Below are 22,704 nucleotides of genomic sequence, written 5' to 3'. Positions count from 1 at the left end.
TACCGTGATTGGCACATCGATTAATTGTTTTATCTTTGTATGCATACATAAAATGAACAGAAGTGATGGACAGAAAAAAATTACCGATAGGCATCAGCGATTATAAGCGGGTGATCAGCGAAGAGTATTATTATGTGGATAAGACCGACTTTATTCGTCAGATAGTAGAAGACGGAAGCCTGATTACCCTGCTTCCCCGTCCGCGACGTTTCGGAAAGACGCTCAACCTTTCCACCCTACGTTACTTCTTCGAGAAGACGGAAGACAATGTGTACCGTCCGCTGTTTAAAGGGAAAAATATCGAAGGATGGAGAGACTTCGATAAGTATCAGGGGAAATATCCGGTGATACTCATCACGTTGAAAGATTGTAAGGCGGATACGTTTGAAGAAACACTGATTCAAATCGGAATACAAATGCAACAAGAATTTGAACGTCACAGGTATTTGTTAGACGACCAGCTTTCGGAAATCAACCGGGAATGGTTTGATAAGATACTCCGGTTACAGACAGACAACATTATCCTGCAAAACTCCCTGCTTTTATTATCAGATTTGCTGACTACCCATTGGGGCATGCCCCCACTCGTCTTGCTCGACGAATACGACACGCCCATACATGTGGCCTTCGACAAAGGGTATTACGACCGAATGATCGGTTTCATGCGAAACTTTATGAGTCTGGTATTCAAAGACAATACGGATATCTTCCGCGGCGTCATCACCGGTATCCTCCGGGTGAGCAAGGAATCGATATTCAGCGGACTGAATAATATAGATGTAGATACTATTCTTGAAAATCCGATGTCTACCTCCTTCGGTTTTACGCAAGAAGAGACAGACCGGATGCTCGATGACTACTCATTCGGAAGTCATAAAGAAGAGGTGAAGGAGTGGTATAACGGCTATCTGTTTGGCGGTAAGACAATTTATAACCCGTGGTCGGTATTATCCTATATTAATAAAGATGGCATACTGGCTCCCTACTGGGTAAACACCGGTTCCGACGTCTTGTTGCGCCATCTGCTGGCCGACGGCCCCGCACAGATACGCGATGGCGTGGAAGCCTTGATACAAGGCGATCCGGTCCGCAGTGTGATTAATGACAAACTGGCGTTCCCGGATTTACTGGCCAAGCCGGCTAATATCTGGTCGTTCATGCTCTTTAGTGGTTACCTGAAAGCTTCCGATCCGGTTTTGCTTCCAAATAATCTGACCGAATACAAGCTGGATGTACCCAACCGCGAAGTTTCCACCGTGTTTGAGACTATTATCCAAAGCTGGATAGACGGTGGCCCGGTGAAAAACGACCGGCTCGAACGGATGCTGCAAGCACTGGATGAAAACAATATGCCTATCTTCCAGCGACTGTTGAACGATTTTGTAGTAAACACGCTTTCCTACTATGATACTTCCGGACGAGACCCGGAGAAAGTCTACCAGGCTTTCCTGCTCGGTATGCTGGTAAGTTCGGGAGCTTATGAAGTAAGTAGCAATCGCGAGTCGGGCCTGGGACGTTACGATATCCTGATGCGTCCGCGTAATATTCAAAAGCGGGGTATTATCATGGAACTGAAACTTTACGATCCGATGTTCGACAAGTCGGTAGACGATGTGCTCGCTTCCGCTCTTGGGCAGATCGAGGACAAGCAATACGCAGCCACCCTGCATGCCGCAGGAGTCACCGATATACTCAAAATGGCCATCACATTCGATGGCAAACGGGTCTGGATAAAGACGGCTATTGATTAATTATTTTATCTTTGTAGAACCTTTTAAAACAGGATAGTGATGGACAGAAAAAAATTACCGATAGGCATCAGCGATTATAAGCTGTTGATCAGCGAAGCGTATTATTATGTGGATAAAACTGATTTTATCCGGCAGATAGTAGAAGACGGAAGCCTGATCAACCTGCTTCCGCGTCCGCGACGTTTCGGTAAGACGCTCAACCTTTCCACCCTACGTTACTTCTTCGAGAAGACGGAAGACAATGTGTACCGTCCGCTGTTTAAAGGGAAAAATATCGAAGGATGGAAAGGCTTCGATAAGTATCAGGGGAAATATCCGGTGATACTCCTCACGTTGAAAGATTGTAAAGCGGATACGTTTGAAGAAGTACTGGAGAAAATAGCCGGCGAGCTGGCTACTGAATTCGAGCGCCATGATTATCTGCTCGATGTCCCGGAGATAAAACCGGTTCCCAGAGCTATTTTTGAAGCTGTTTATCACGGACAAGCTACACAAAACCAGTTAGAAGCGGCATTGAAGATTTTATCGGAGCTACTCACATCTTATTGGGGTATGCCCCCACTCGTTTTGCTCGACGAATATGATACTCCGATCCATGTCGCTTTCGACAAAGGATATTACGACAAGATGATCGGTTTCATGCGTAACTTTATGAGTGCAGTATTCAAAGATAATACGAATATATTCCGTGGCGTGATCACCGGTATTCTCCGGGTGAGCAAGGAATCCATATTCAGCGGTTTGAATAATATTGCCGTATTTTCATTGCTGGATCGCCCTATGTGCACGGCTTTTGGATTTACACAGGAAGAAACAGATATGATACTCGACGATTATTCGTTGGAAAAACAGAAAGAGGAAGTAAAGCAATGGTATAACGGGTATCTCTTTGCTGGTAAAACGGTTTATAATCCCTGGTCAGTACTTAATTATATAATGTATGATGGCGTTCTTGCCCCTTACTGGGTAAACACCGGCTCCGATGTCTTACTACGTCATTTACTGGCCGACGGCCCTTCGCAAATACGTGACGGTGTAGAGGGATTGATACAAGGTAATTCTATTCGTAGTGTGATAAACGATAAGCTGGCGTTTCCGGATTTGTTGACCGAGGCAGTTAATATCTGGTCATTCATGCTTTTCAGCGGATACCTCAAAGCTTCCGATCCTGTTTTGCAACCAAATAATCTGATCGAATACAAACTGGAGGTTCCTAACCTGGAAGTTTCGACCGTGTTTAGCACTATTATCCGTAGTTGGATAAATAATGGCCCGGTAAAGAACGACCGTCTCGAACGGATGCTACAGGCATTGGATGAAAACAACATACCTATCTTTGAACGATTATTAAACGACTTTGTGGTCAACACGCTTTCCTACTATGATACTTCCGGACGCGACCCGGAGAAAGTATACCAGGCCTTTTTGTTGGGTATGTTGGTAAGCTCCGGAGCTTATGAGGTAAGCAGTAACCGGGAGTCGGGCCTGGGACGCTACGATATCCTGATGCGTCCGCGTAATATTCAAAAGCGGGGTATTATCATGGAACTGAAACTTTACGATCCGATGTTCGACAAGTCGGTCGATGATGTTCTGGCATCGGCTCTTCAACAGATCGAGGAGAAACAGTATGCAGCCACCCTCCATGCCGCAGGTGTTACCGACATCCTTAAAATGGCCATCACTTTCGATGGCAAACGTGTCTGGATCAAGACCCTTTTTACATGTGGACAGGTTTAGAACCTGCCCCTACGAGGTCTGTCATATTGTTTCAAATTTATCAAATGAAGGAACCATATTGATACTGTTTTCATTCAATCTGTAACACTCTCTTTTCAAAAAAGCGGGCATCCGGCATAAATTCGATCCTTTCGACCCGCCTGAGCCCTTACTTTTCTGCTATTACCACGGTCTTGCCGGCAGTTACCCGGCAGCTAATTCCGGTCAGCCGGCAGATAGTTCGAACTACCCGGCAGGTAATTTCTATTCACCCGGCAGGCAGTTGGGATCAGCTGGGAGATAAATTTAACCACCTGTTATTTTATGCCAGAAGAAGTCCGTTTTTTCATACATTATCCTCTGGAATGCATCAAAAAAGGTTCCATATCGAACTGACAAAATGTACCTGTTTTCCAGATTCCGGCAACATCACGAAAAATGATCTGCCGAACTATCTCCAAGCCCCGTCCAAACTGTTACCGTTTTTCCCACCTTCCTTCTTTTCTGTCATTTCTCAACTCCGGGAGACTTCCATAAATAATTATATACCAATAAGCGTATGTAAATAAAGCAAAGAGAAAGAGATCGATTGACATTTTGACAAAATGTCGAACCGATTCTTTTTAACTTTACACCAATTTATCTATCTTTACGGCATATATCCTACTTAAACATGTTCGCAAAAAGATTAACAGTCATACTACTTTCATTAGTTGCTACTATTATTTTCAACGGTTCTTTGTCGGCCCAGGAGAAATCATTTCCTAAAAAAGGAGAAGGTATTACCCTTTTCCTGAAACGTCATAACCGTGTGGGAAAAGAGTATCACGATGAATTTGTCAAGTTGAACAAGACAAAACTCGGCAGTGGGAATTCGCTGAAAATGGGGGTTAAATACCAATTGCCGCCTTTAAAAGGTGCGGCAGCTGCGGCGGCGAAGAAACCGAATTACGAGCCCTTATTTGGCAAGGAATTAGCCCAATATCAGGTCACCTCTTCCGAATTGAAAGGTTGTTGTTTTTATCTGGTCAGCGGACATGGCGGCCCCGATCCCGGAGCCATCGGTAAAATGGGGAACGTCGAACTTCACGAAGATGAATATGCCTACGATGTCATGTTGCGCCTGGCACGTAATCTGCTCATGCGGGGTGCCAAAGTACATATCATCATCCAGGATGCCAGAGACGGCATCCGCAACGACCGTTTCCTGGCTAACAGCAAACGCGAAACCTGTATGGGCGACCCGATCCCGTTCAACCAGGTGCGACGCCTTGAACAACGGAGCGAAAAGATCAATTCATTATTCAAAAAGGATAAAGAGCTTTACAAACGCGCTATCTTCATGCATATCGACAGTCGCAGTAAAAGTCACCAGACAGATGTTTTCTTCTATTATCAGGATAAAAACTCTGAAAGCAAACACCTGGCAAAGACCATGAAATCGACTTTCGAGCATAAATATAACAGACATCAACCGGGACGCGGATTTACAGGAACAGTAGGCCAGCGCGGATTGTATGTTTTGAGAAAAACGACACCCCCTTCTGTGTTTGTGGAACTGGGCAACATACAAAACAGTTTCGACCAGAAACGTTTCATTCTCAGCGATAACCGCCAGGCACTGGCAAACTGGCTATGCGAAGGTTTCGTTACGGATTACAAACGTTACAGAAAAAAACTCAAATAAGATCGTTGATATTGAATTTATAGAGTAAAAATTGCAGATAAATCCACGGAGAAATTATACCTTTGTGTATTTATAATCGAATCGTTTTAAAACACCATGAATAATTCTTATATATCTCCATTTGCAAAACCCGTTTATGTGATGCTGAAGCCGGTAGGATCAGTCTGTAATCTGGCCTGTGAATACTGCTATTACCTGGAGAAGGGGAAACTGTATCCGGAGGTAAAAAACCATATAATGAGCGAGCAATTGCTGGAGAAATTCATCAAAGACTATCTGGAATGCCAAACCATGCCGCAAGTACTTTTTACCTGGCACGGTGGGGAAACATTGATGCGTCCGATCAGTTTCTATAAGAAAGCGCTCGAGCTTCAAAAGAAATATGGTCGTGGACGACAGATCGATAATTGCATCCAGACAAACGGTACCTTGCTTACAGATGAGTGGTGTCGCTTCTTCAAAGAAAACAACTTTCTCGTAGGCGTCTCGATAGATGGCCCGCAGGAGTTTCACGACGAATACCGCCGTAACCGCCAGGGGCTTCCCTCCTTCTTCAAAGTGATGAAAGGGATCGAACTATTGAAGAAACATCAGGTTGAATACAACGCAATGGCTGTGGTAAACGATTACAACGTCGATTATCCGCTCGAATTCTATAATTTTTTCAAAGAACTGGATTGCCATTTTATCCAATTCGCCCCTATCGTAGAACGGTTGGGGACACATGCGGACGGGACAAAACTCACCTCTCCGGAACAGCAGGATGCCAATATCGAACTGGCTCCTTTCTCCGTCGACTCCGGAAAATGGGGAGATTTCCTCTGTGCCATTTTCGATGAATGGCTGAAAGAAGATGTCGGCAACTATTACATCCAGCTGTTTGACGCAACATTGGCAAACTGGGTAGGCGAACAACCGGGTATATGTACCCTGGCACGGACATGTGGCCACGCCGGTGTGATGGAATTCAACGGTGACTTGTATGCCTGCGACCACTTCGTATTCCCCGAATATAAGTTAGGAAATATCTATACGCAAACTTTAACGGAAATGATGTACAGCCAGCACCAACTGAAGTTTGGGGCCGACAAATATGATAAACTCCCCACTCAATGCAAAGAGTGTGAGTTTCTTTTTGCTTGCAACGGCGAATGTCCTAAAAACCGCTTCCTGCATACAGCCAGCGGCGAACCGGGATTAAACTATCTATGCAAAGGATACAAGAAGTTTTTTAAACATGTAGCTCCTTATATGGATTTTATGAAAAAAGAATTATTGGCCCAACGTCCGCCCGCAAATGTGATGCAATGGGCTAAAGAGAACAGAGATATTTTATAAAACAACATGAAATACAACAGACGTGATTTTATTAAAACAGGAGGTATGGTTATGCTTGGTTCGATAGCGGTTCCCTCTTTTTTAGAGGGTTGTGCCGGAAGTACTGAAGACAAAGCTGCCGGTATCTCATTTGCATTAAACCACTTTGGTTTAAGTGAGAATGATATGAAGAAGGTGCTGACTGCCGCGCTGGAAAAAGGAGGAGATTATGCCGACCTTTTCTTCGAACATTCTTACAGAAATAATATAGGATTACAAGATGGTGCGGTAAACCGTGCCTCTTCAAATATAGACTTCGGAATGGGCGTACGTGTCCTTGCCGGAGACCAGACCGGTTATGCCTATGTGGAAAATATTTCATTGGATGAGATGTTAAAAGCTGCCCGTACAGCTGCCCGTATCGCCGATAGCACAGCAGGAAAAGGGCCGGCCAAACTGACTGAAGAACCGATCATCAACAACTTCTACGGTGTACAAACTCCGTGGGACGAAATAGCCGTTAAAGAAAAAACGCCTTATCTGCAAAAGCTGAACGATCAGATATTTGCACTCGACAAGCGCGTCCATAAAGTAATGGCATCTTTGGGTGATACGACTTCACACATTCTTTTCTGTAATACAGAAGGACAGATGTATTATGATTACCGGCCGATGGTCACACTGGCTGCCGTATGTATTATGGAAGATAACGGAAAGATTGAGAATTCATACGCTTCACGTGCTTTCCGCATGGGTGCCGAATTCCTGACAGACGATATTATCAGCGAAATAGCCAAGGAAGCAGTAGAGAAAACGGCTATTCTATTCCAGGCCGTAAAACCTAAAGGAGGCGAAATGCCTGTCGTAATGGGTGCCGGAGGTTCAGGTATCCTGTTGCACGAAGCGATCGGACATGCTTTTGAAGCGGACTTCAATCGTAAGAACACCTCTATCTTCTCCGACCAGTTGAACAAAAAGGTTTGCAACGAGCATATCAATGTTGTGGACGACGGAACGATCCCATTCAACCGTGGCTCTGTCAACATCGACGATGAAGGTGTGGAAGGACAAAAGACATATATCGTGAAAGAAGGTATTCTGACAAGTTACCTGCACGACCGTATCAGCGCCAAGCATTATGGCATCCCTTCAACAGGAAACGGTCGCCGCGAGTCTTTCCGCCAGATGCCTATTCCTCGTATGCGTGCCACTTATATGGAAGCCGGAAACGTAACGGAAGAAGAAATGATCTCGACCGTAAAGAAAGGAATCTATGCATCCAGTTTTACCAACGGACAGGTACAAATCGGTGCCGGTGACTTTACTTTCTTTGTAAAAGACGGTTACCTGATTGAAAACGGTAAACTGACACAACCGATCAAAGATATCAATATCATCGGTAACGGGCCGAAAGCACTGGCCGACATCACAATGGTCGGAAACAATTACAAAATGGATAACGGCACGTGGACTTGCGGTAAAGACGGACAATCCTGTCCGGTAACTTGCGGTATGCCGTCCGCTCTGGTTAGTAAACTTACAGTAGGAGGAGAAAATTGATATGATAACTAACGAAAATAAAAAACTGGCTCAATGGGCCATGGAGTTCGCTCTGAAGAATGGTTGCCAGGCCTCACGTGTAAGTCTGTACAATGGTTCAAGTAGTTCGTTTGAAATACGGGATATGAAAATAGACCGCCTTCAACAGGCTTCCGAAAACAGTCTGGTGATCCATCTGTTTGTGGATGGTCGTTACGGTTCATTTTCCACCAATCGCCTGGATAAACAAGAACTGGAAAAGTTTATCCGCAACGGCATCGATTCGACCCGTTATCTGGCCGAAGATAAAGCCCGCACATTACCCGATGCTTCTCTCTATTATAAAGGAGGAGGCGCCGACCTGCAACTGCTCGATCCGAAATTCGACGCTATCCTTCCCGACGATAAAGTGGCATTGGCAATGAACACCTGTAATGAAATGATGGGGAAAGACGACCGTATCATTTCTGCTAATTCTTCTTATAGCGACGAGAAAGATTTTAAATATATGGTAGCCAGCAACGGTTTCGAAGGAGAAGCTTGCGGCTCTTCTTTCAGCCTGGTGGCCAGCGTAAGCATTCGCGGCGAAGGCGATGCCCGTCCCGAATCGTATTGGTATGATTCTTCACTGTATTACGACACAATGACGAAAACAGGACTGGGAACGAAAGCTCTCGAACGTGTATTCCGTAAACTGGGACAGAAGAAAGTGGCTTCCGGCAAATACCAGATGGTTGTCGACAACATGAATTCCGCCCGCCTGTTATCTCCGATACTCGATGCTTTATACGGTTCTTCCATTCAGCAAAAGAACTCTTTCTTACTGGATAAACTGGATCAAAAGGTGTTGGGTGAGAAATTGACGTTAATAGACGAACCTCATATAACTAAAGCTTCCGGAGCCCGTTATTTCGACGGTGAAGGTGTAGCAACCAAGCGTCTGCCGGTATTTGAGAACGGTGTACTAAAAACGTATTATATCGATACCTATTCCGCCAATAAAATGGATGTGAAGCCTACTATCGCCTCCCCTTCCATTCTTACAATGCAGATGGGTGACAAGAATACGGAGAGCCTGATCGCTTCCGTCGATAAAGGTATCCTGATAACCGGTTTCAACGGTGGTAACTGCAACAGTACAACCGGTGATTTCTCCTATGGCATTGAAGGTTTCCTGATTGAAAAAGGAAAACTGACCCAGCCTATTTCAGAAATGAATGCAACTGGTAATATGATCACCCTATGGAGTAATCTGGTAGAAACAGGAAACGATCCCCGCCTACTCTCCAGTTGGCGCATTCCTTCGTTATTGTTTGATGGGGTTGATTTCAGTGGACTATAACGATTTATTCATACAGATTATTTATCTGCGAAGGCTGGAAACTATTTCCAGCCTTTATTTTATTCTAACATTTGTTTTTTCTAATCGGAATCTTTATATTTGCCAATACATTTAATAAAACTTATAACTATGAAACAAAAGACTATTCCACCACAGGTGGTTATTAATGAGAAGCTTGGCGATTTCTTTGTCGATATTGCGAAGTTGGTATTTGCCGGGGTTGTACTCAGCACTTTATTGGACATGGAAGTAGAGCATATAACTGTATTAATAACAGGCATAACATCTACTGGATTACTTGTACTATTAGGTTTTATATGTTATAAAAAGAAACAATAAAAATATGGAAGCTGTTTATTTATTTGTTGGATTAAGCATATTCGCTCTATGCGGTATAGTCCTGATATTATATCAGAACAGACAATATGATAAAAAGAACTCTAAAGGGAAACAATGTAAATAAAGTATATGAACATTCAGCAAAAGAGAAAGCCTGTCGACTTTCTCTTTTCTTTATCTAACCAATAGATAAACCGAAACAAAATGACAGACACTGCCGCCCAACACAAAGAAATGCCATACCGGGTGCATATACTTATATTTATCAAGGAAATAAAAAATGCATCCTACTGTATAGAACAATCCTCCTCCTATCAGCCAGTATAATACATCCATCGAACCGGTTTGCCGACACACATCCAACAAAGGCTTGAAGGCAATGACAACGACCCATCCCATGGCCAGATAACAGACGGTTTTCAGATGATCCGTCTTCTTCATCTTCCGGAAACTGAGGATAATACCTATGACTGCCGCAATCCAGACAATGGAAAATAACAACCATCCCCAATAGCCCTCATGACGGAGGGCGATCAGGGTAAAAGGCGTATAAGTTCCTGCTATATGCAGATAAATAGCACTATGGTCGAAACGACGGAGCAACCTTTTACTACGTGCATTCGCAGATGCATGGTAAAAGGTCGATGTAACGTAAGAAGATGTCATGCTCAGCGCATAAACCAACGAACTACCCACGACCCAGGGATTTCCATTCCGGATAGAAGCCACCAATAACACAATGATAGCCACTATTCCGAAAATCATCCCCGCCCCATGAGTCAGCACATTGGCTACTTCTTCACCATACGTTTGTCTTTGTTGGGTCCTGACCATCTTTGGCTTACAGTTGTTCTGCCTTGAAGCCGGCTTCCGTTACCGCAGAAATAACAATATCGGCCGGAACATTAGCTGTTACCACCAATACCTTTTCCGGTGATTTCAGGTCGATAGACCATTCATCTTCCTTTACCAACTTATTCAGTTTCGCACCGATGGCAGCCACACAGCCACCACATTTTGCATTTGTTTTAAATTTCATTGTTGCCATAATTCAATATGTTTATAATATTACTTCATAAATTTTAATCTCAAACTGTTAAGAACGACAGACACGGAGCTGAAAGCCATTGCAGCACTTGCCAGCATCGGGTTTAACAACAATCCGTTTATCGGGAACAAGACACCGGCAGCCAACGGAATACCGATCAGGTTATATATGAATGCCCAAAACAGATTCTGATGGATCAGGCGCACAGTTCTTCTGGATAACTTAATTGCTTCGGGCAACAGTAACAAATCGGATGTGATCAATGTGATCATAGCTACATCCATAGCAATATCCGTTCCTTTTCCCATCGCGATACTCACATCGGCACGAGCCAACGCCTGCGAGTCGTTAATGCCGTCTCCGACCATCGCCACTTTCTTTCCTAACTTCTGGAGAGATATTATATACTCTTCCTTGTCGTTCGGCATCACTTCTGCCTTGAAATATTTTATGCCTAAAGAATGAGCGACTCTATCTGCTGTTTTTATCCCGTCCCCGGTCAGCAGATGAACTTCGATACCCATTGCGGTCAGTGCCCTAACTGCAGCAGCCGAAGTCGGTTTAATACGGTCGGATATAGCCAATGCAGCCAGCAGTTCATTCCCTTTTCCGTAATAAACGACACTCTGGCCATCTTCCTGCCAGTGAAGAATCTGCTCCATTGTCTTTTCAGGGATTTCAGCCCCGAACATTTCGAGTAATCCCTGGCTTCCCACCCAATATGTAATGCCTTCGACTTCCATACGTATACCGCGGCCCGTAAGACTTTCAAAACCGTCGGTTTCACAAGTGGAAGCCCCTGAATCTTCCAGCCAGCGGATAATAGCAGAAGCCAATGGATGTTCCGACTTTAATTCCGCCGTATACAAAATATCCAGATAACAAACATTCGACTCTGTCAGCCAACAGGATTCCGTCACAACAGGAACTCCCTCTGTCAATGTTCCGGTCTTATCCAACACGACTGTATCCACTTTGCAGAGATTCTCCAAAGCGAACGCATCCTTTATCAGGATATGTCTTTCAGCCCCTTTGCCCATTCCCACCATCAAAGCGGTAGGCGTTGCCAGGCCTAAAGCACACGGACAGGCAATTACCAGGACAGAGACAGCCGAAAGAAGTGCATAAGAGAAATAACTGCTACCGCCGATCACCATCCAACACACGAACGTGATAACAGAAAGGAGTACGACGACCGGAACAAATATACCACTTATTTTGTCAACTATACGCTGCACCGGGGCTTTACTCCCCTGGGCTGCCTGCACCATCTGCACGATTTGTGCCAGTATGGTATCATTCCCTACACCGGTAGCTTCCATCGTAAAAGCTCCTTTCTGATTGATCGTTCCGGCCAGTACGCGGTCGCCGGCGGATTTCTCTACCGGGATCGGTTCGCCGCTCAGCATACTTTCATCCACAGAAGATGAACCTTGCAGCAAGAGCCCGTCCACCGGGATCTTTTCGCCGGGACGCACACTCAATACATTCCCTCTCTGTAAGGAAGAGATAGGAACTTCTTCCTCTTTTCCGTCTATAATCCGGCGAGCTGTCTTAGGTTGCAACCCCATCAATCCTTTAATGGCCGAAGAAGTACTGTTTTTGGCCCGTTCCTCCATTAGTTTTCCTAACAGGACGAATGCTATGATCACACCGGAAGCCTCATAGTAAACATGCGGCTCCAATCCCCGTTCATACCAGAACTGAGGATATATGGTATTGAAGAAACTAAATATAAAAGCGATAGATGTACTGAGCGCAACCAACGTATCCATATTGGCTTTTCCCTGGATAGCATGGCGCGCACCGCTCACATAAAACGATCGCCCGAACAGCAGCATAATGGCCAATGCCAGCACCATCATAATCCAATTGGCATACGGCATATGCATAAATACCATTCCCAATAAAGCCAAAGGAACAGATAATATCCATGCACCTATTGTATTACGTTTCAGTTTCTTATAATGCTTGCGCGACATTTCCTCCTGCTCGGCCAGCGGATCTTCCGATTCAATAATTAAATCGTATCCGGCAGCCCGTACAGCTTCCTGTATCTGTTGTAAAGTGATAACGGATGGACGAAACCTAACAGACAAGGTATTAGCCGCGAAATTGACAGTTGCTTCTTCTACTCCGCTTAGTGCTCCGACGGTACTCTCCACATTGTTGGCACAAACCGCACAACTCATCTCAAGTACAGGTAAGACCTTACTTTCTATCTCTTTCATCATATCTTATGTTTTAATTCTACCTCTTAAAAGAAGAACAAAGATACGAATAAAACAGTTGCAACAAAGTTGCGGATTTTCAAACCAGCCCTTTAAGATATGTACTAAATAAATAGATTTATTTGGTATATTTGTCCTATTATTTAACATTCGGATATACGATCTTTGTCAAACATAATTAACGAATGAATTAAAAAACGAATACGTATGATACTTGAATCCTTAAACAACACAGAAAAGGTAGAACGCTTGCACCCCTTATTCAAAAAAGCATTCGATTACATAAAAGCTACGGATTTCTCGAAGATAGAAGACGGAAAGTATGAACTGGATGGAGCACGTTTGTTCGTGAACGTTGTAACCCTGTTCGGTAAAGACAAAAAAGAGGCTGCCATCGAAACACATAAAAAGTATATCGATATACAGCTTCCTTTATTAGGAGTAGAAAAGATCGGATGGAAACCCGGTTGCGAATTGCAGGAAGTTTCTATACCTTATGATGAAGAGAAAGATATTGCTTTTTATGTAGACCGTCCCACAGCCTATACCAAAATCTATCCCGGACAGTTTGCCGTTTATTTTCCTGAAGACGGCCATGCACCCGGCATCGGTGAAGGAAGTATCCGTAAAGTGATTGTAAAAGTACAGGTAGAAGAATAATATTGCCAGATACGACAAAGCCGGTATTTTCCGAATAAAGATCGATCTAATCTTTATGGAAGATACCGGCTTGCTTATTTTTATCTTATCCTCCTATTATAACATCTATTCCGTAACGACTAAATATATCCTTACAACGTCGTACCGTTTCTTCCGAAGGGGTTTCCATCGGATAATGATCCGGGTTATAAACCGTCCCGAGTTTCTCATGTTTGTTCTTACCTATATTGTGATACAAAAGCAGGTTTACCGTATGATACTGCCAGGGCAAAGAAGCTAAAAACTCCGCCGACCGGGTTATATTTTTTTCGTCTGCATTCACTCCTTCTATTAAAGGGATACGGATATAAAACTCATGACCGGCATCTGCTATCATACGTAAGTTAGACAGTATTAACTCATTAGGAACTCCGCAGTAAAGCTTATGTTTAATAGAATCCATGTGCTTTAAGTCCACTAGAAAAAGTTCGGTATGTTCCATCACCTTCTGTACAACATCCGGTTTAGCATACAATGTCGTATCGACAACACGATGAATACCCAACTCACCGCAACGATGAAGCAATTCGAGCAACATGTCCGGATGTAATAATGGTTCTCCTCCACAGAAAGTAACACCCCCCTCCGATCGATCCATGAAAACCGTCTCCTTCTCGATCTCCTTCATCAGGTAGTCGATGGAATATTCCGTTCCCGAAATTTCCATTGCCATAGCCGGACAAACTTCTGCACATTTACCGCACAGATCACACAAAGAGGAGTCGGTAACAACCCCATCAGGTGTCAAAGTCAATGCCTTTTGCGGACAATTATCCACACAGGTACGACATCCTATACATTTTTTCTTTGTATATAGCTTCTGTTTCCGGCTGGACAATCCTTCCGGGTTATGGCACCACACACACGACAACGGGCATCCTTTCATAAAGATAGTAATACGGATACCCGGCCCGTCGTTTATTGCATAGCGCTTAATATCGAATATCAAACTCACTTGTCAACTGCCAACTAATTAAAAGTTATCCTGTTCCGTACGTGCAATCACATCAGCCTGCAGGTCGGCATTCATATCATTAAAGTAATCGCTGTAACCGGCTACACGTACCAACAAGTCGCGATAATCTTCAGGGCATTTCTGGGCTGCATATAAAGTCTCCGTATCTACGATATTGAACTGGATATGGTGTCCGCCCAATGCGAAGTAACTACGGATCAGGGAGGCCAGTTTCGAAATATCTTCTTCACGCTTCAACAGGCTCGGCAGGAAGCGCTGGTTCAATAACGTACCGCCGCTCTTTACCTGATCGAGTTTACCCAATGACTTGATAACAGCAGACGGTCCGTGCGTATCGGCACCATGTGAAGGTGAAGTACCATCGGAAATCGCTTTCTCAGCCAAGCGACCGTTCGGAGTGGCTCCCATTACTTTTCCAAAATAGACGTGGCAAGTTGTCGATAACATATTCAAATGGAAACATTCTCCTTTCGTATTCGGTTTGCCTTCAATAGCATCGTACAGGTCGTTGAACATCTGAACAGCAATTGAGTCGGCATATTCATCATCATTACCAAAGAACGGCGTACGGTTCAGGATCGTCTGACGCATAACTTCCGCTCCGACAAAGTTGTTTGCCATCGCTTTCAGCATTTCATCCATAGTGAAACGTTTGTCTTCAAACACATGTTTCTTTAATGAAGAAAGGCTGTCGGTAATCGTACCCAAGCCGGTACATTGGATATAAGTCGTATTATAACGCGGACCACAGTTGTAATAATCGCGCCCTTTAGCAATGCAATCGTCGATAAACAGCGACAGAAAGGTTGCCGGAGCATACTTAGCAAACATCCGGTCGATATAATTGCTCACACGCACCTTCATATCCACAAAATAATGAATCTGCTTCATGAAAGCCGCATACAGTTCATCATAACTTGCAAAACTGCACGGATCACCTGTTTCTAATCCCACTTTACGACCTGACACCGGATCGACACCATTATGCAGCGTCACTTCCAAAATCTTCGGTACATTCAGATAACCCGTCAACACATAGGCTTCTTTACCGAACGCACCGACTTCGATACAACCGCTGCAACCGCCTTCACGTGCATCATGCAATGATTTACCCTGGCGCATCAGTTCCTGGATATAGACATCAGGGTTAAACACAGAAGGATAACCATGTCCCTGACGGATCACCTTACATCCGGCACGTAAGAAACGTTCCGGCGTACGGGCGCTTACATGAATGGCACTACCCGGCTGCAGGATATGCAGTTCTTCAATCGTTTCAAGCATGATATAAGACACTTCGCTTACACCATCGCTACCGTCAGCCTTTACACCACCGATATTCAGGTTGGTAAAGTCATTGTATGTACCACTTTCCTTAGCAGTAATACCAACCTTGGGAGGAGCCGTATGGTTATTTACCTTAATAAAGAAGCATGACATCAATTCCTTCGCTTCTTCACGGGTTAGCGTTCCGGCAGCTATTTCCTTTTCATAGAAAGGAGCCAGATGTTGATCAAAATGGCCCGGGTTCATTGCATCCCAACCATTCAATTCTGTAATAGTTCCCAGATGGACAAACCAGTACATCTGGATAGCTTCCCAATAAGAACGAGGGGCATGAGCCGGAACCCAACGGCAAACTTCAGCGATTTTACGCAGTTCGGCAGCACGCTTCGGATCTTTCTCCGTCATCGACATTTCGTCAGCCAGGTCGGCATGACGTTCTGCGAACAGGATAGCCGCATCGCAGGAGATAGACATAGCAGTCAGTTCTTCCTGCTTATCCGTTGCTTCGGGATCATTCATAAAATCAAGATCCGCCAGCTCTTTGGCAATACGTTCTTTCAGATCCAGTAAACCATATTGATAAACCTTTCCGTCGAGAGCAGTATGGCCCGGAGCACGTTGCTCCATAAACTCTGTAAACATACCCACTTCGTATGCTTCCTTCCATTCTTTCGGAACATGGCTGAAAATACGTTCACGCTGTGTACGTCCTTTCCAGTAAGGGATCACCTCACGTTCGTAAGTATCGATATCTTCCTGGCTGATGGTGTAACGCTGCAGTTCGCGGGTATTTAATACATGCAGGTCTTCCACACTGTGGCAAGTCAATTCCGGGAAAGTAGGAACAGCTTTAGGAGCCGGACCACGTTCGCCCACGATCAGTTCATCCTTACCGATATAGATAGTCTTATATTTGCATATTTCCAGAAAGTTCAATGCTCTCAGAATAGGAATAGGATATTTCCCGTAATTTTCTTTGTAGAAACGAGTTTCGATCAGTGCCCGTTCGATCGATAAAGAAGGTTCAGCCTCGAAAGAAAGCTGACGTAACCGTTTGATACGGTCGTTCATACCATAAGCATTTGCTTCTACTGTGGGAGCAAAGTTTGATGCACTCAGAGGTGCACGTTGAGCTGTTGTTGTACTCATTTTGAATGGTTTATTTATTCGTGAACACTATACGTTAATGCAAGAATTTGCCGCACCGCAGGCAGCAAGACCCGGGAGAGAAAGGATTGTTTAAAGATAGAACATTAAACAATTGAAGAGTTTTCTGTAGCCTTTTATAATCATATTATTTGCAAAGTGTTACATGAACACCGCAAACATAAAAACTTTTCATGAATAAACAAAATAATAGCGTCTGTATTTTTTAGTATATTTGCAACATTCGTTCAGATTTCATGGTTATTCATATAAATATATCTACATGGAAAATCGTTTTTTAGGACTTATAGAGAACAGTATCAAGGGACATTGGGATTTACCTGCTTTCTCCGACTATAATGGACATACATACCATTATAAAGATGTGGCCCGTCGTATAGAAAAATTTCATATAATTCTCGAACACGCAGGAATAAAGAAAGGAGATAAAGTGGCATTGGTGGGACGTAACTCGTCCAACTGGGCTATTTGTTTTTTCGGCATATTGGCTTATGGCGCTGTTGCCGTACCGATCCTGCATGAGTTTAAGCCGGATAACATCCATCATATTGTCAATCATTCCGGGGCAAAAGCTGTTCTGGCCGGAGCTAACAACTGGGAGAACATGAATGAACAGATGATGCCCGATGTCAAGTTGTTCATGATGCTGGATAATTTCTCCATTATCAAAAGTAAGAACAAAGATGTACGTATCGTACGCGACAGGATCAATGAATATTTCGGGAAGAAATATCCCCGCTCCTTCACGACTGCAGATGTGAAATATCATACCGAGCAACCGGAAGAACTGGCTGTATTGAATTATACATCCGGAACGACCAGTTTTTCCAAAGGGGTGATGATCCCTTTTCGCAGTCTATGGAGCAATACACAGTTTGCTTATGACAACCTGCCGTTTATCCATCCGGGCGATAGTGTTGTTTGTATGCTTCCAATGGCGCACATGTACGGTCTGGCTTTCGAGATACTGAATTGTGTAAACAAAGGATGTCACGTACATTTCCTGACTCGTACCCCCAGCCCCAAGATTATTGCAGAAGCTTTTGCCCGCGTCAAACCGGCTTTGATATTGGCTGTGCCTCTTATTATTGAAAAGATAGTCAAGAACAAGATATTCCCTGAACTGGAAAAGCCCCTGATCAAATTACTGCTGAAGGTACCTTACCTCGACCAGAAGGTTCTCGATACGATCGCCAGGAAACTGAATGATTCGTTCGGAGGCAAGTTTGGAGAAGTTGTGATCGGTGGTGCAGCATTAAACAGAGAAGTGGAAGAATTCCTCCGTTCGATCAAGTTTCGCTATACGGTCGGCTACGGTATGACGGAATGCGGCCCGTTAGTTGCCTATGAACAATGGGATACATTCAAACAAGGCTCGGTCGGTCGTATCGTCGACCGTATGGAAGCCCGCATCGATTCAGCTGATCCGGCCAACGAAGTCGGTGAAATACTGGTTCGCGGAATGAATGTTATGTTGGGTTATTATAAGAACCCGGAAGCGACGAAAGCTGTTATGATGCCTGACGGTTGGATGCGCACCGGCGATTTGGGTACAATCGATTCCGATAGCTTCCTTTATATCCGCGGTCGCAGTAAAACAATGATACTCGGTCCGAGCGGACAGAATATTTATCCGGAAGAGATCGAAGATCGTCTGAACAATATGCTTTATGTCGCTGAATCGTTGATCATTTCGCAAGGCGGTAAACTAGTCGCCCTGATCTATCCTGATTGGGAGCAGGTAGACAAAGCCGGCATCCAGCATTCCGAAATAGAGAAACTGATGCAACAGAACATCGACCAGTTGAATACAGAAATGCCGTCATACAGTAAAGTCACTTGCTTCAAACTCTACCAGGAAGAGTTCGAAAAGACTCCGAAACGTAGTATTAAACGGTATTTATACCAGCCGGCAGAAGATATTTAAGGATGGCTGATACCTCGTTTTTCCCCTACATGATAAAACAGCATTAAACCATTCACCATTCACCCTATCCATTCACCCATACGCCTTTAAAAATCAAAGGGTGAGTATAAAAAGGTGAAAGGTGAAGGGTATATTACTCATTTTACCAGTAAAAATTCGAGTTATTATACAGTTTGTATCTGCGAGATTTAGCACTTAATACTCAATTCGCGCAACACATCACGGATCTTTTCGAACGTCGTGATACGCGTCGGAACCAGCGGCAAACGCAATTTGTTTTCAATGAATCCCATTGCATTCAACATACTCTTTGCTCCGGCAGGGTTACCGTCTACAAATAGCAGTTCGAATAATTCGGTGAAGCGATGGTGAATGGTGCGGGCATGATCGTAATCTCCGGCCAATGCCAAACGAACCATCCGGCTGAATTCACGTGGGAAAGCGTTACCGATAACAGAGATAACCCCAATCGCACCTAAAGTGATCAATGGGAAAGTGATGCCGTCATCACCGGAAATAACATTGAAGTTAGCCGGTTTATTCTTGATAATGTCATCCATCTGAGTAATGTTGCCGGATGCTTCTTTCACTGCTACCACATTCTTAAATTCGCGGGCAATGCGGAGGGTGGTCGCAGCAGTCATATTCACACCTGTTCTTCCCGGTACATTATATAATACGATCGGAAGTTTGGTAGCTTCTGCTATTGCTTTGTAATGCTGATAGATACCTTCCTGGGAAGGTTTATTATAATAAGGCACGACAGACAGGATCGCGTCGATACCATCGAAATTATCATTCTTCAATTTCTCTACGATGGAACGGGTACAATTACCACCGACACCCAGGACAATAGGGATACGACCATTGACCTTAGTTACAACGAGGCTGATTATCTTCTTTTTTTCATCTTCAGTGAGAGTTGGCGTTTCCGCAGTAGTTCCTAACACGACCAGGTAATCGGTCCCGTTCTGCACCTGATAGTCTACCAGTCTGCTTAACGCTTCATAATCCACACTTTCGTCTTCCTTAAAGGGAGTGATCAGTGCCACACCCATTCCTTTTAAATTTATGTCTGCCATGGGGAAAATATTCCTTTTTTGTTATTTAGCACTGCAAAAATAACGAATTTATATCATTTAGAACGGATTGTCTGCAAATAAAATAAGATATGTCCGAATATATGCTTAATATCAGCATCTTCTGTCACAGAAATAGTGAGATCGTACAAGTCTAATTCGCTGCTTCGTGCTCCGACTTTAAATGTTCCGGGGTGTTGCAACAGCAGATATTGCATCACATAGTTATCACCCCGGGTGAGATCGATAAGAATATCGGCATTGCAGGCACAAAATTTCTTTTGTATATCATTCTTGGGGATGTACCACATATCCAGATCGGTCTTTCCGTGTATGACTGTGTATGCCGGATCCATTTCAGGAACCGTATCACCCGCCACATAAACACAAACATCGATCTGTTTATGCAACATACGTAATGTTTCAAGGCATGGCTCGACAATATCGCGGTCTTCCGCATTGAACAGGACAAGGATATGACGGGCCTCTTTCAGCGTACAGAAATGACTCTGACGTTTGGGAGCGCCGGCCAGATCTTTTACTTTCTTTCGGATAAAATGGTTCGTCAGTCTCATTCTGCTAACATATTTAGGAATTCGTTTTCGTTGATGATCTTTACACCCAGTTTGGCAGCTTTTTCCAGTTTAGCCGGTCCCATGTTTTCTCCGGCCAGGATATAATCAGTCTTTCCGGAAACGGAACCACTGTTCTTTCCGCCATGTTGTTCGATCATCGCTTTATATTCGTCACGCGAATGCTGAGTGAATGTTCCGCTGATCACAATAGACAATCCTTTCAGTTTGTCCGAACGGTTTGCCAGCACTTCTTCGGCTACCGTCATTTGCAAACCATATTCTTCCAGACGGGCTACCAATGTACGGTTTTCCTCGTCGGCGAAATAATCTACCACACTGCGGGCGATACGTTCCCCTATTTCATCTACTTCCGTAAGCGTTTCCAAAGAGGCTTCTTCCAGCTGTTTCATGGAATGGAAAGCGGATGCCAGACGCTTGGCTACGGTTTCACCAACATAACGGATTCCCAGTCCGAAGAGTACACGTTCGAAAGGAACCTGTTTAGATTCTTCGAGGCTGACCATCAGGTTACGGGCACTTTTCTCCGCCCAGCGTTCCAGACGCAGCAGATCGGGAACCTCCAAAGTGTACAGGTCGGCCACATTCTTTATAAGACCGGCATTGAACAAGTCTTCCACCGTTTCCGGGCCGATGTTTATATTCATGGCACGCCGGGTAACGAAATGTTCGATTCGGCCTTTTATCTGCGGAGGACAACCCGATTCGTTCGGGCAATAGTGGGCTGCTTCCCCTTCCGGACGATAAAGCGGTGTACCGCATTCGGGGCAAGTCTTGATAAAAGTAACCTTTGCTCCCAATAACATAGAGCGCGAATCTACATCCACGCCAACTATTTTAGGGATGATCTCCCCTCCTTTTTCTACATAGACATTATCCCCCAGATGCAAATCCAGCCCTTCTATAATATCGGCATTATGCAAGGAGGCACGTTTTACGGTTGTTCCGGCCAGCAATACCGGTTCCAGGTTAGCCACCGGAGTAACCGCCCCTGTACGTCCAACCTGGAAGGAAACGGAGTTCAAGCGGGTAACGGCACGTTCGGCCTGAAATTTATAAGCAATAGCCCAACGCGGACTCTTGGCTGTAAATCCTAAGTTTTTCTGCTGACGGAGTGAGTTTACCTTTAAAACAATGCCATCCGTAGCAACAGGTAAGTTTTTCCGTTCTGCATCCCAATAAGCGATATAGTCGAAAATATCCTGCAGGCTGTTACATTTACGGATAACATCCGGTATTTTAAATCCCCAGGTGCGGGCGATCTGTAAGTTTTCGTAATGTCCGTCTGCCGGAAGCTGCTCTCCTAACAGATAATAGAAGTAAGCATCCAGTTTACGGGAAGCCACAATGGCCGGATTCTGTTGTTTCAAAGTTCCTGATGCGGCATTACGCGGATTGGCGAAAAGAGGTTCTTCCTGTTCCTCCCTTTGCTTATTCAGACGATCGAACTCCGCCCAGGGAAGCAGGATCTCCCCACGTATCTCAAAGTTAGCCGGATAATTGTCGCCACGCAACTTCAAAGGAACGGAACGGATCGTTTTTACATTTGCCGTGACATCATCGCCACGGGTTCCATCGCCACGGGTAACGGCACGTACCAGCCGACCGTTTTCGTAGATCAACGAGATAGAAGTGCCGTCGTATTTCAGTTCGGCAACGATTTCGAAAGGCTCGTTCAAAGCACGTTCCGTCCGCTCGTAGAAATCACGTATTTCTTCTTCTGAATAGGTATTTCCTAAAGATAGCATCGGGTATTGATGTACCACCTGTTCGAATTCTTTCGAAAGGTCGCTTCCTACCCGTTGCGTCGGCGAATGCGGATCGGCAAATTCAGGATTGGCCTCTTCCAATGCCTGCAACTCTTTCATCTTCTCATCAAACTCACGGTCTGATATAGTCGGTGTGGAAAGCACATAATAATTATAATTATGTTGTTCCAGTTCATCACGAAGTGCTTTAATCTTTGCCTCCATATTTAAAAAGTTGACAGTCGACAGTTGACG

17 protein-coding genes are annotated in these 22,704 nt (G+C 44.4%); 9 read left to right on the top strand and 8 right to left on the bottom strand.

Going from position 1 to position 22,704, the window contains the following annotated elements; translation table 11 throughout:
* Positions 1–65 precede the first annotated feature (65 nt).
* The 7 genes from M1P97_RS11635 (at position 66) to M1P97_RS11605 (ending at position 9,694) form a co-directional block, all read left to right on the top strand.
* Entirely contained in the window at positions 66–1,751 is a 1,686-nt protein-coding gene (locus M1P97_RS11635; protein ID WP_249389161.1) for an AAA family ATPase, read from the top strand.
* A gap of 39 nt (positions 1,752–1,790) precedes the next feature.
* Positions 1,791–3,491 (top strand): AAA family ATPase, encoded by a 1,701-nt coding sequence (locus M1P97_RS11630; protein WP_249389160.1) that lies wholly within the window; start codon positions 1,791–1,793, stop codon positions 3,489–3,491.
* Positions 3,492–4,143: 652 nt separating this feature from the next.
* Positions 4,144–5,157 (top strand): N-acetylmuramoyl-L-alanine amidase family protein, encoded by a 1,014-nt coding sequence (locus M1P97_RS11625; RefSeq protein ID WP_249389159.1) that lies wholly within the window; start codon positions 4,144–4,146, stop codon positions 5,155–5,157.
* Positions 5,158–5,253: 96 nt separating this feature from the next.
* The gene (locus M1P97_RS11620; RefSeq protein ID WP_249389158.1) at positions 5,254–6,495 is read left to right on the top strand and encodes an anaerobic sulfatase-maturation protein; all 1,242 of its coding nucleotides are present in this window, start codon (positions 5,254–5,256) and stop codon (positions 6,493–6,495) included.
* Positions 6,496–6,501: 6 nt separating this feature from the next.
* Positions 6,502–8,034: a TldD/PmbA family protein gene (locus tag M1P97_RS11615; RefSeq protein ID WP_195371458.1), complete on the top strand. Its 1,533-nt coding sequence runs from the start codon at positions 6,502–6,504 to the stop codon at positions 8,032–8,034.
* 1 nt (position 8,035) lies between these two features.
* A complete protein-coding gene (locus tag M1P97_RS11610; protein WP_195371461.1) occupies positions 8,036–9,355 on the top strand; it encodes a TldD/PmbA family protein in 1,320 nt (439 codons plus the stop codon).
* Between the two features lie 129 nt (positions 9,356–9,484).
* Positions 9,485–9,694 carry a DUF6722 family protein gene (locus M1P97_RS11605; protein WP_249389157.1) on the top strand — a complete coding sequence of 70 codons (210 nt, stop codon included), beginning with the start codon at positions 9,485–9,487 and terminating at the stop codon, positions 9,692–9,694.
* A 174-nt stretch (positions 9,695–9,868) separates the two neighbouring features.
* Here M1P97_RS11605 and trhA read toward each other — a convergent pair whose 3' ends face one another.
* The 3 genes from trhA to M1P97_RS11590 are packed head-to-tail and all read right to left on the bottom strand — an operon-like array spanning position 9,869 to position 12,973.
* Entirely contained in the window at positions 9,869–10,528 is a 660-nt protein-coding gene (gene trhA / locus M1P97_RS11600) for a PAQR family membrane homeostasis protein TrhA (protein WP_249389156.1), read from the bottom strand.
* Between the two features lie 7 nt (positions 10,529–10,535).
* Positions 10,536–10,742 (bottom strand): heavy-metal-associated domain-containing protein, encoded by a 207-nt coding sequence (locus M1P97_RS11595; RefSeq protein ID WP_249389155.1) that lies wholly within the window; start codon positions 10,740–10,742, stop codon positions 10,536–10,538.
* Positions 10,743–10,762: 20 nt separating this feature from the next.
* On the bottom strand, positions 10,763–12,973 hold the full coding sequence (locus tag M1P97_RS11590) for a heavy metal translocating P-type ATPase (RefSeq protein ID WP_249389174.1): 2,211 nt from the start codon (positions 12,971–12,973) through the stop codon (positions 10,763–10,765).
* A 207-nt stretch (positions 12,974–13,180) separates the two neighbouring features.
* Between M1P97_RS11590 and M1P97_RS11585 the strand changes: the two genes are divergently transcribed.
* The gene (locus tag M1P97_RS11585; RefSeq protein WP_195371467.1) at positions 13,181–13,633 is read left to right on the top strand and encodes a YhcH/YjgK/YiaL family protein; all 453 of its coding nucleotides are present in this window, start codon (positions 13,181–13,183) and stop codon (positions 13,631–13,633) included.
* An 85-nt stretch (positions 13,634–13,718) separates the two neighbouring features.
* Here M1P97_RS11585 and M1P97_RS11580 read toward each other — a convergent pair whose 3' ends face one another.
* Both M1P97_RS11580 and hypD read right to left on the bottom strand, forming a co-directional pair.
* Complete coding sequence (locus tag M1P97_RS11580) at positions 13,719–14,627, bottom strand: glycyl-radical enzyme activating protein (RefSeq protein ID WP_249389154.1); 909 nt, start codon at positions 14,625–14,627, stop codon at positions 13,719–13,721.
* Between the two features lie 18 nt (positions 14,628–14,645).
* On the bottom strand, positions 14,646–17,084 hold the full coding sequence (hypD, locus tag M1P97_RS11575; protein ID WP_075557390.1) for a trans-4-hydroxy-L-proline dehydratase: 2,439 nt from the start codon (positions 17,082–17,084) through the stop codon (positions 14,646–14,648).
* A 280-nt stretch (positions 17,085–17,364) separates the two neighbouring features.
* On the opposite strand from hypD, the gene M1P97_RS11570 reads away from it, so the two are divergent.
* Positions 17,365–19,029 carry an AMP-binding protein gene (locus M1P97_RS11570; protein ID WP_249389153.1) on the top strand — a complete coding sequence of 555 codons (1,665 nt, stop codon included), beginning with the start codon at positions 17,365–17,367 and terminating at the stop codon, positions 19,027–19,029.
* A gap of 188 nt (positions 19,030–19,217) precedes the next feature.
* Here M1P97_RS11570 and dapA read toward each other — a convergent pair whose 3' ends face one another.
* From dapA to ligA, 3 genes are read right to left on the bottom strand one after another with little or no spacing between them, the layout of a single operon-like run.
* Positions 19,218–20,111, bottom strand: a complete 894-nt coding sequence (gene dapA / locus M1P97_RS11565) for a 4-hydroxy-tetrahydrodipicolinate synthase (RefSeq protein ID WP_075557385.1) — start codon at positions 20,109–20,111, stop codon at positions 19,218–19,220.
* 53 nt (positions 20,112–20,164) lie between these two features.
* Positions 20,165–20,683, bottom strand: coding sequence for a DUF6913 domain-containing protein (locus M1P97_RS11560; protein WP_195371473.1), 519 nt, complete (start codon positions 20,681–20,683; stop codon positions 20,165–20,167).
* A complete protein-coding gene (ligA, locus tag M1P97_RS11555) occupies positions 20,680–22,674 on the bottom strand; it encodes an NAD-dependent DNA ligase LigA (protein ID WP_195371475.1) in 1,995 nt (664 codons plus the stop codon). Before ligA ends, M1P97_RS11560 begins: the two co-directional genes overlap by 4 nt.
* Positions 22,675–22,704 lie beyond the last annotated feature (30 nt).

The sequence above is a fragment of the Parabacteroides leei genome (assembly GCF_023369805.1).
Lineage (GTDB): Bacteria > Bacteroidota > Bacteroidia > Bacteroidales > Tannerellaceae > Parabacteroides > Parabacteroides leei.
The sequence above is the reverse complement of the archived record's forward strand: the minus strand, read 5'-3'. Positions and strand labels throughout refer to the sequence as shown.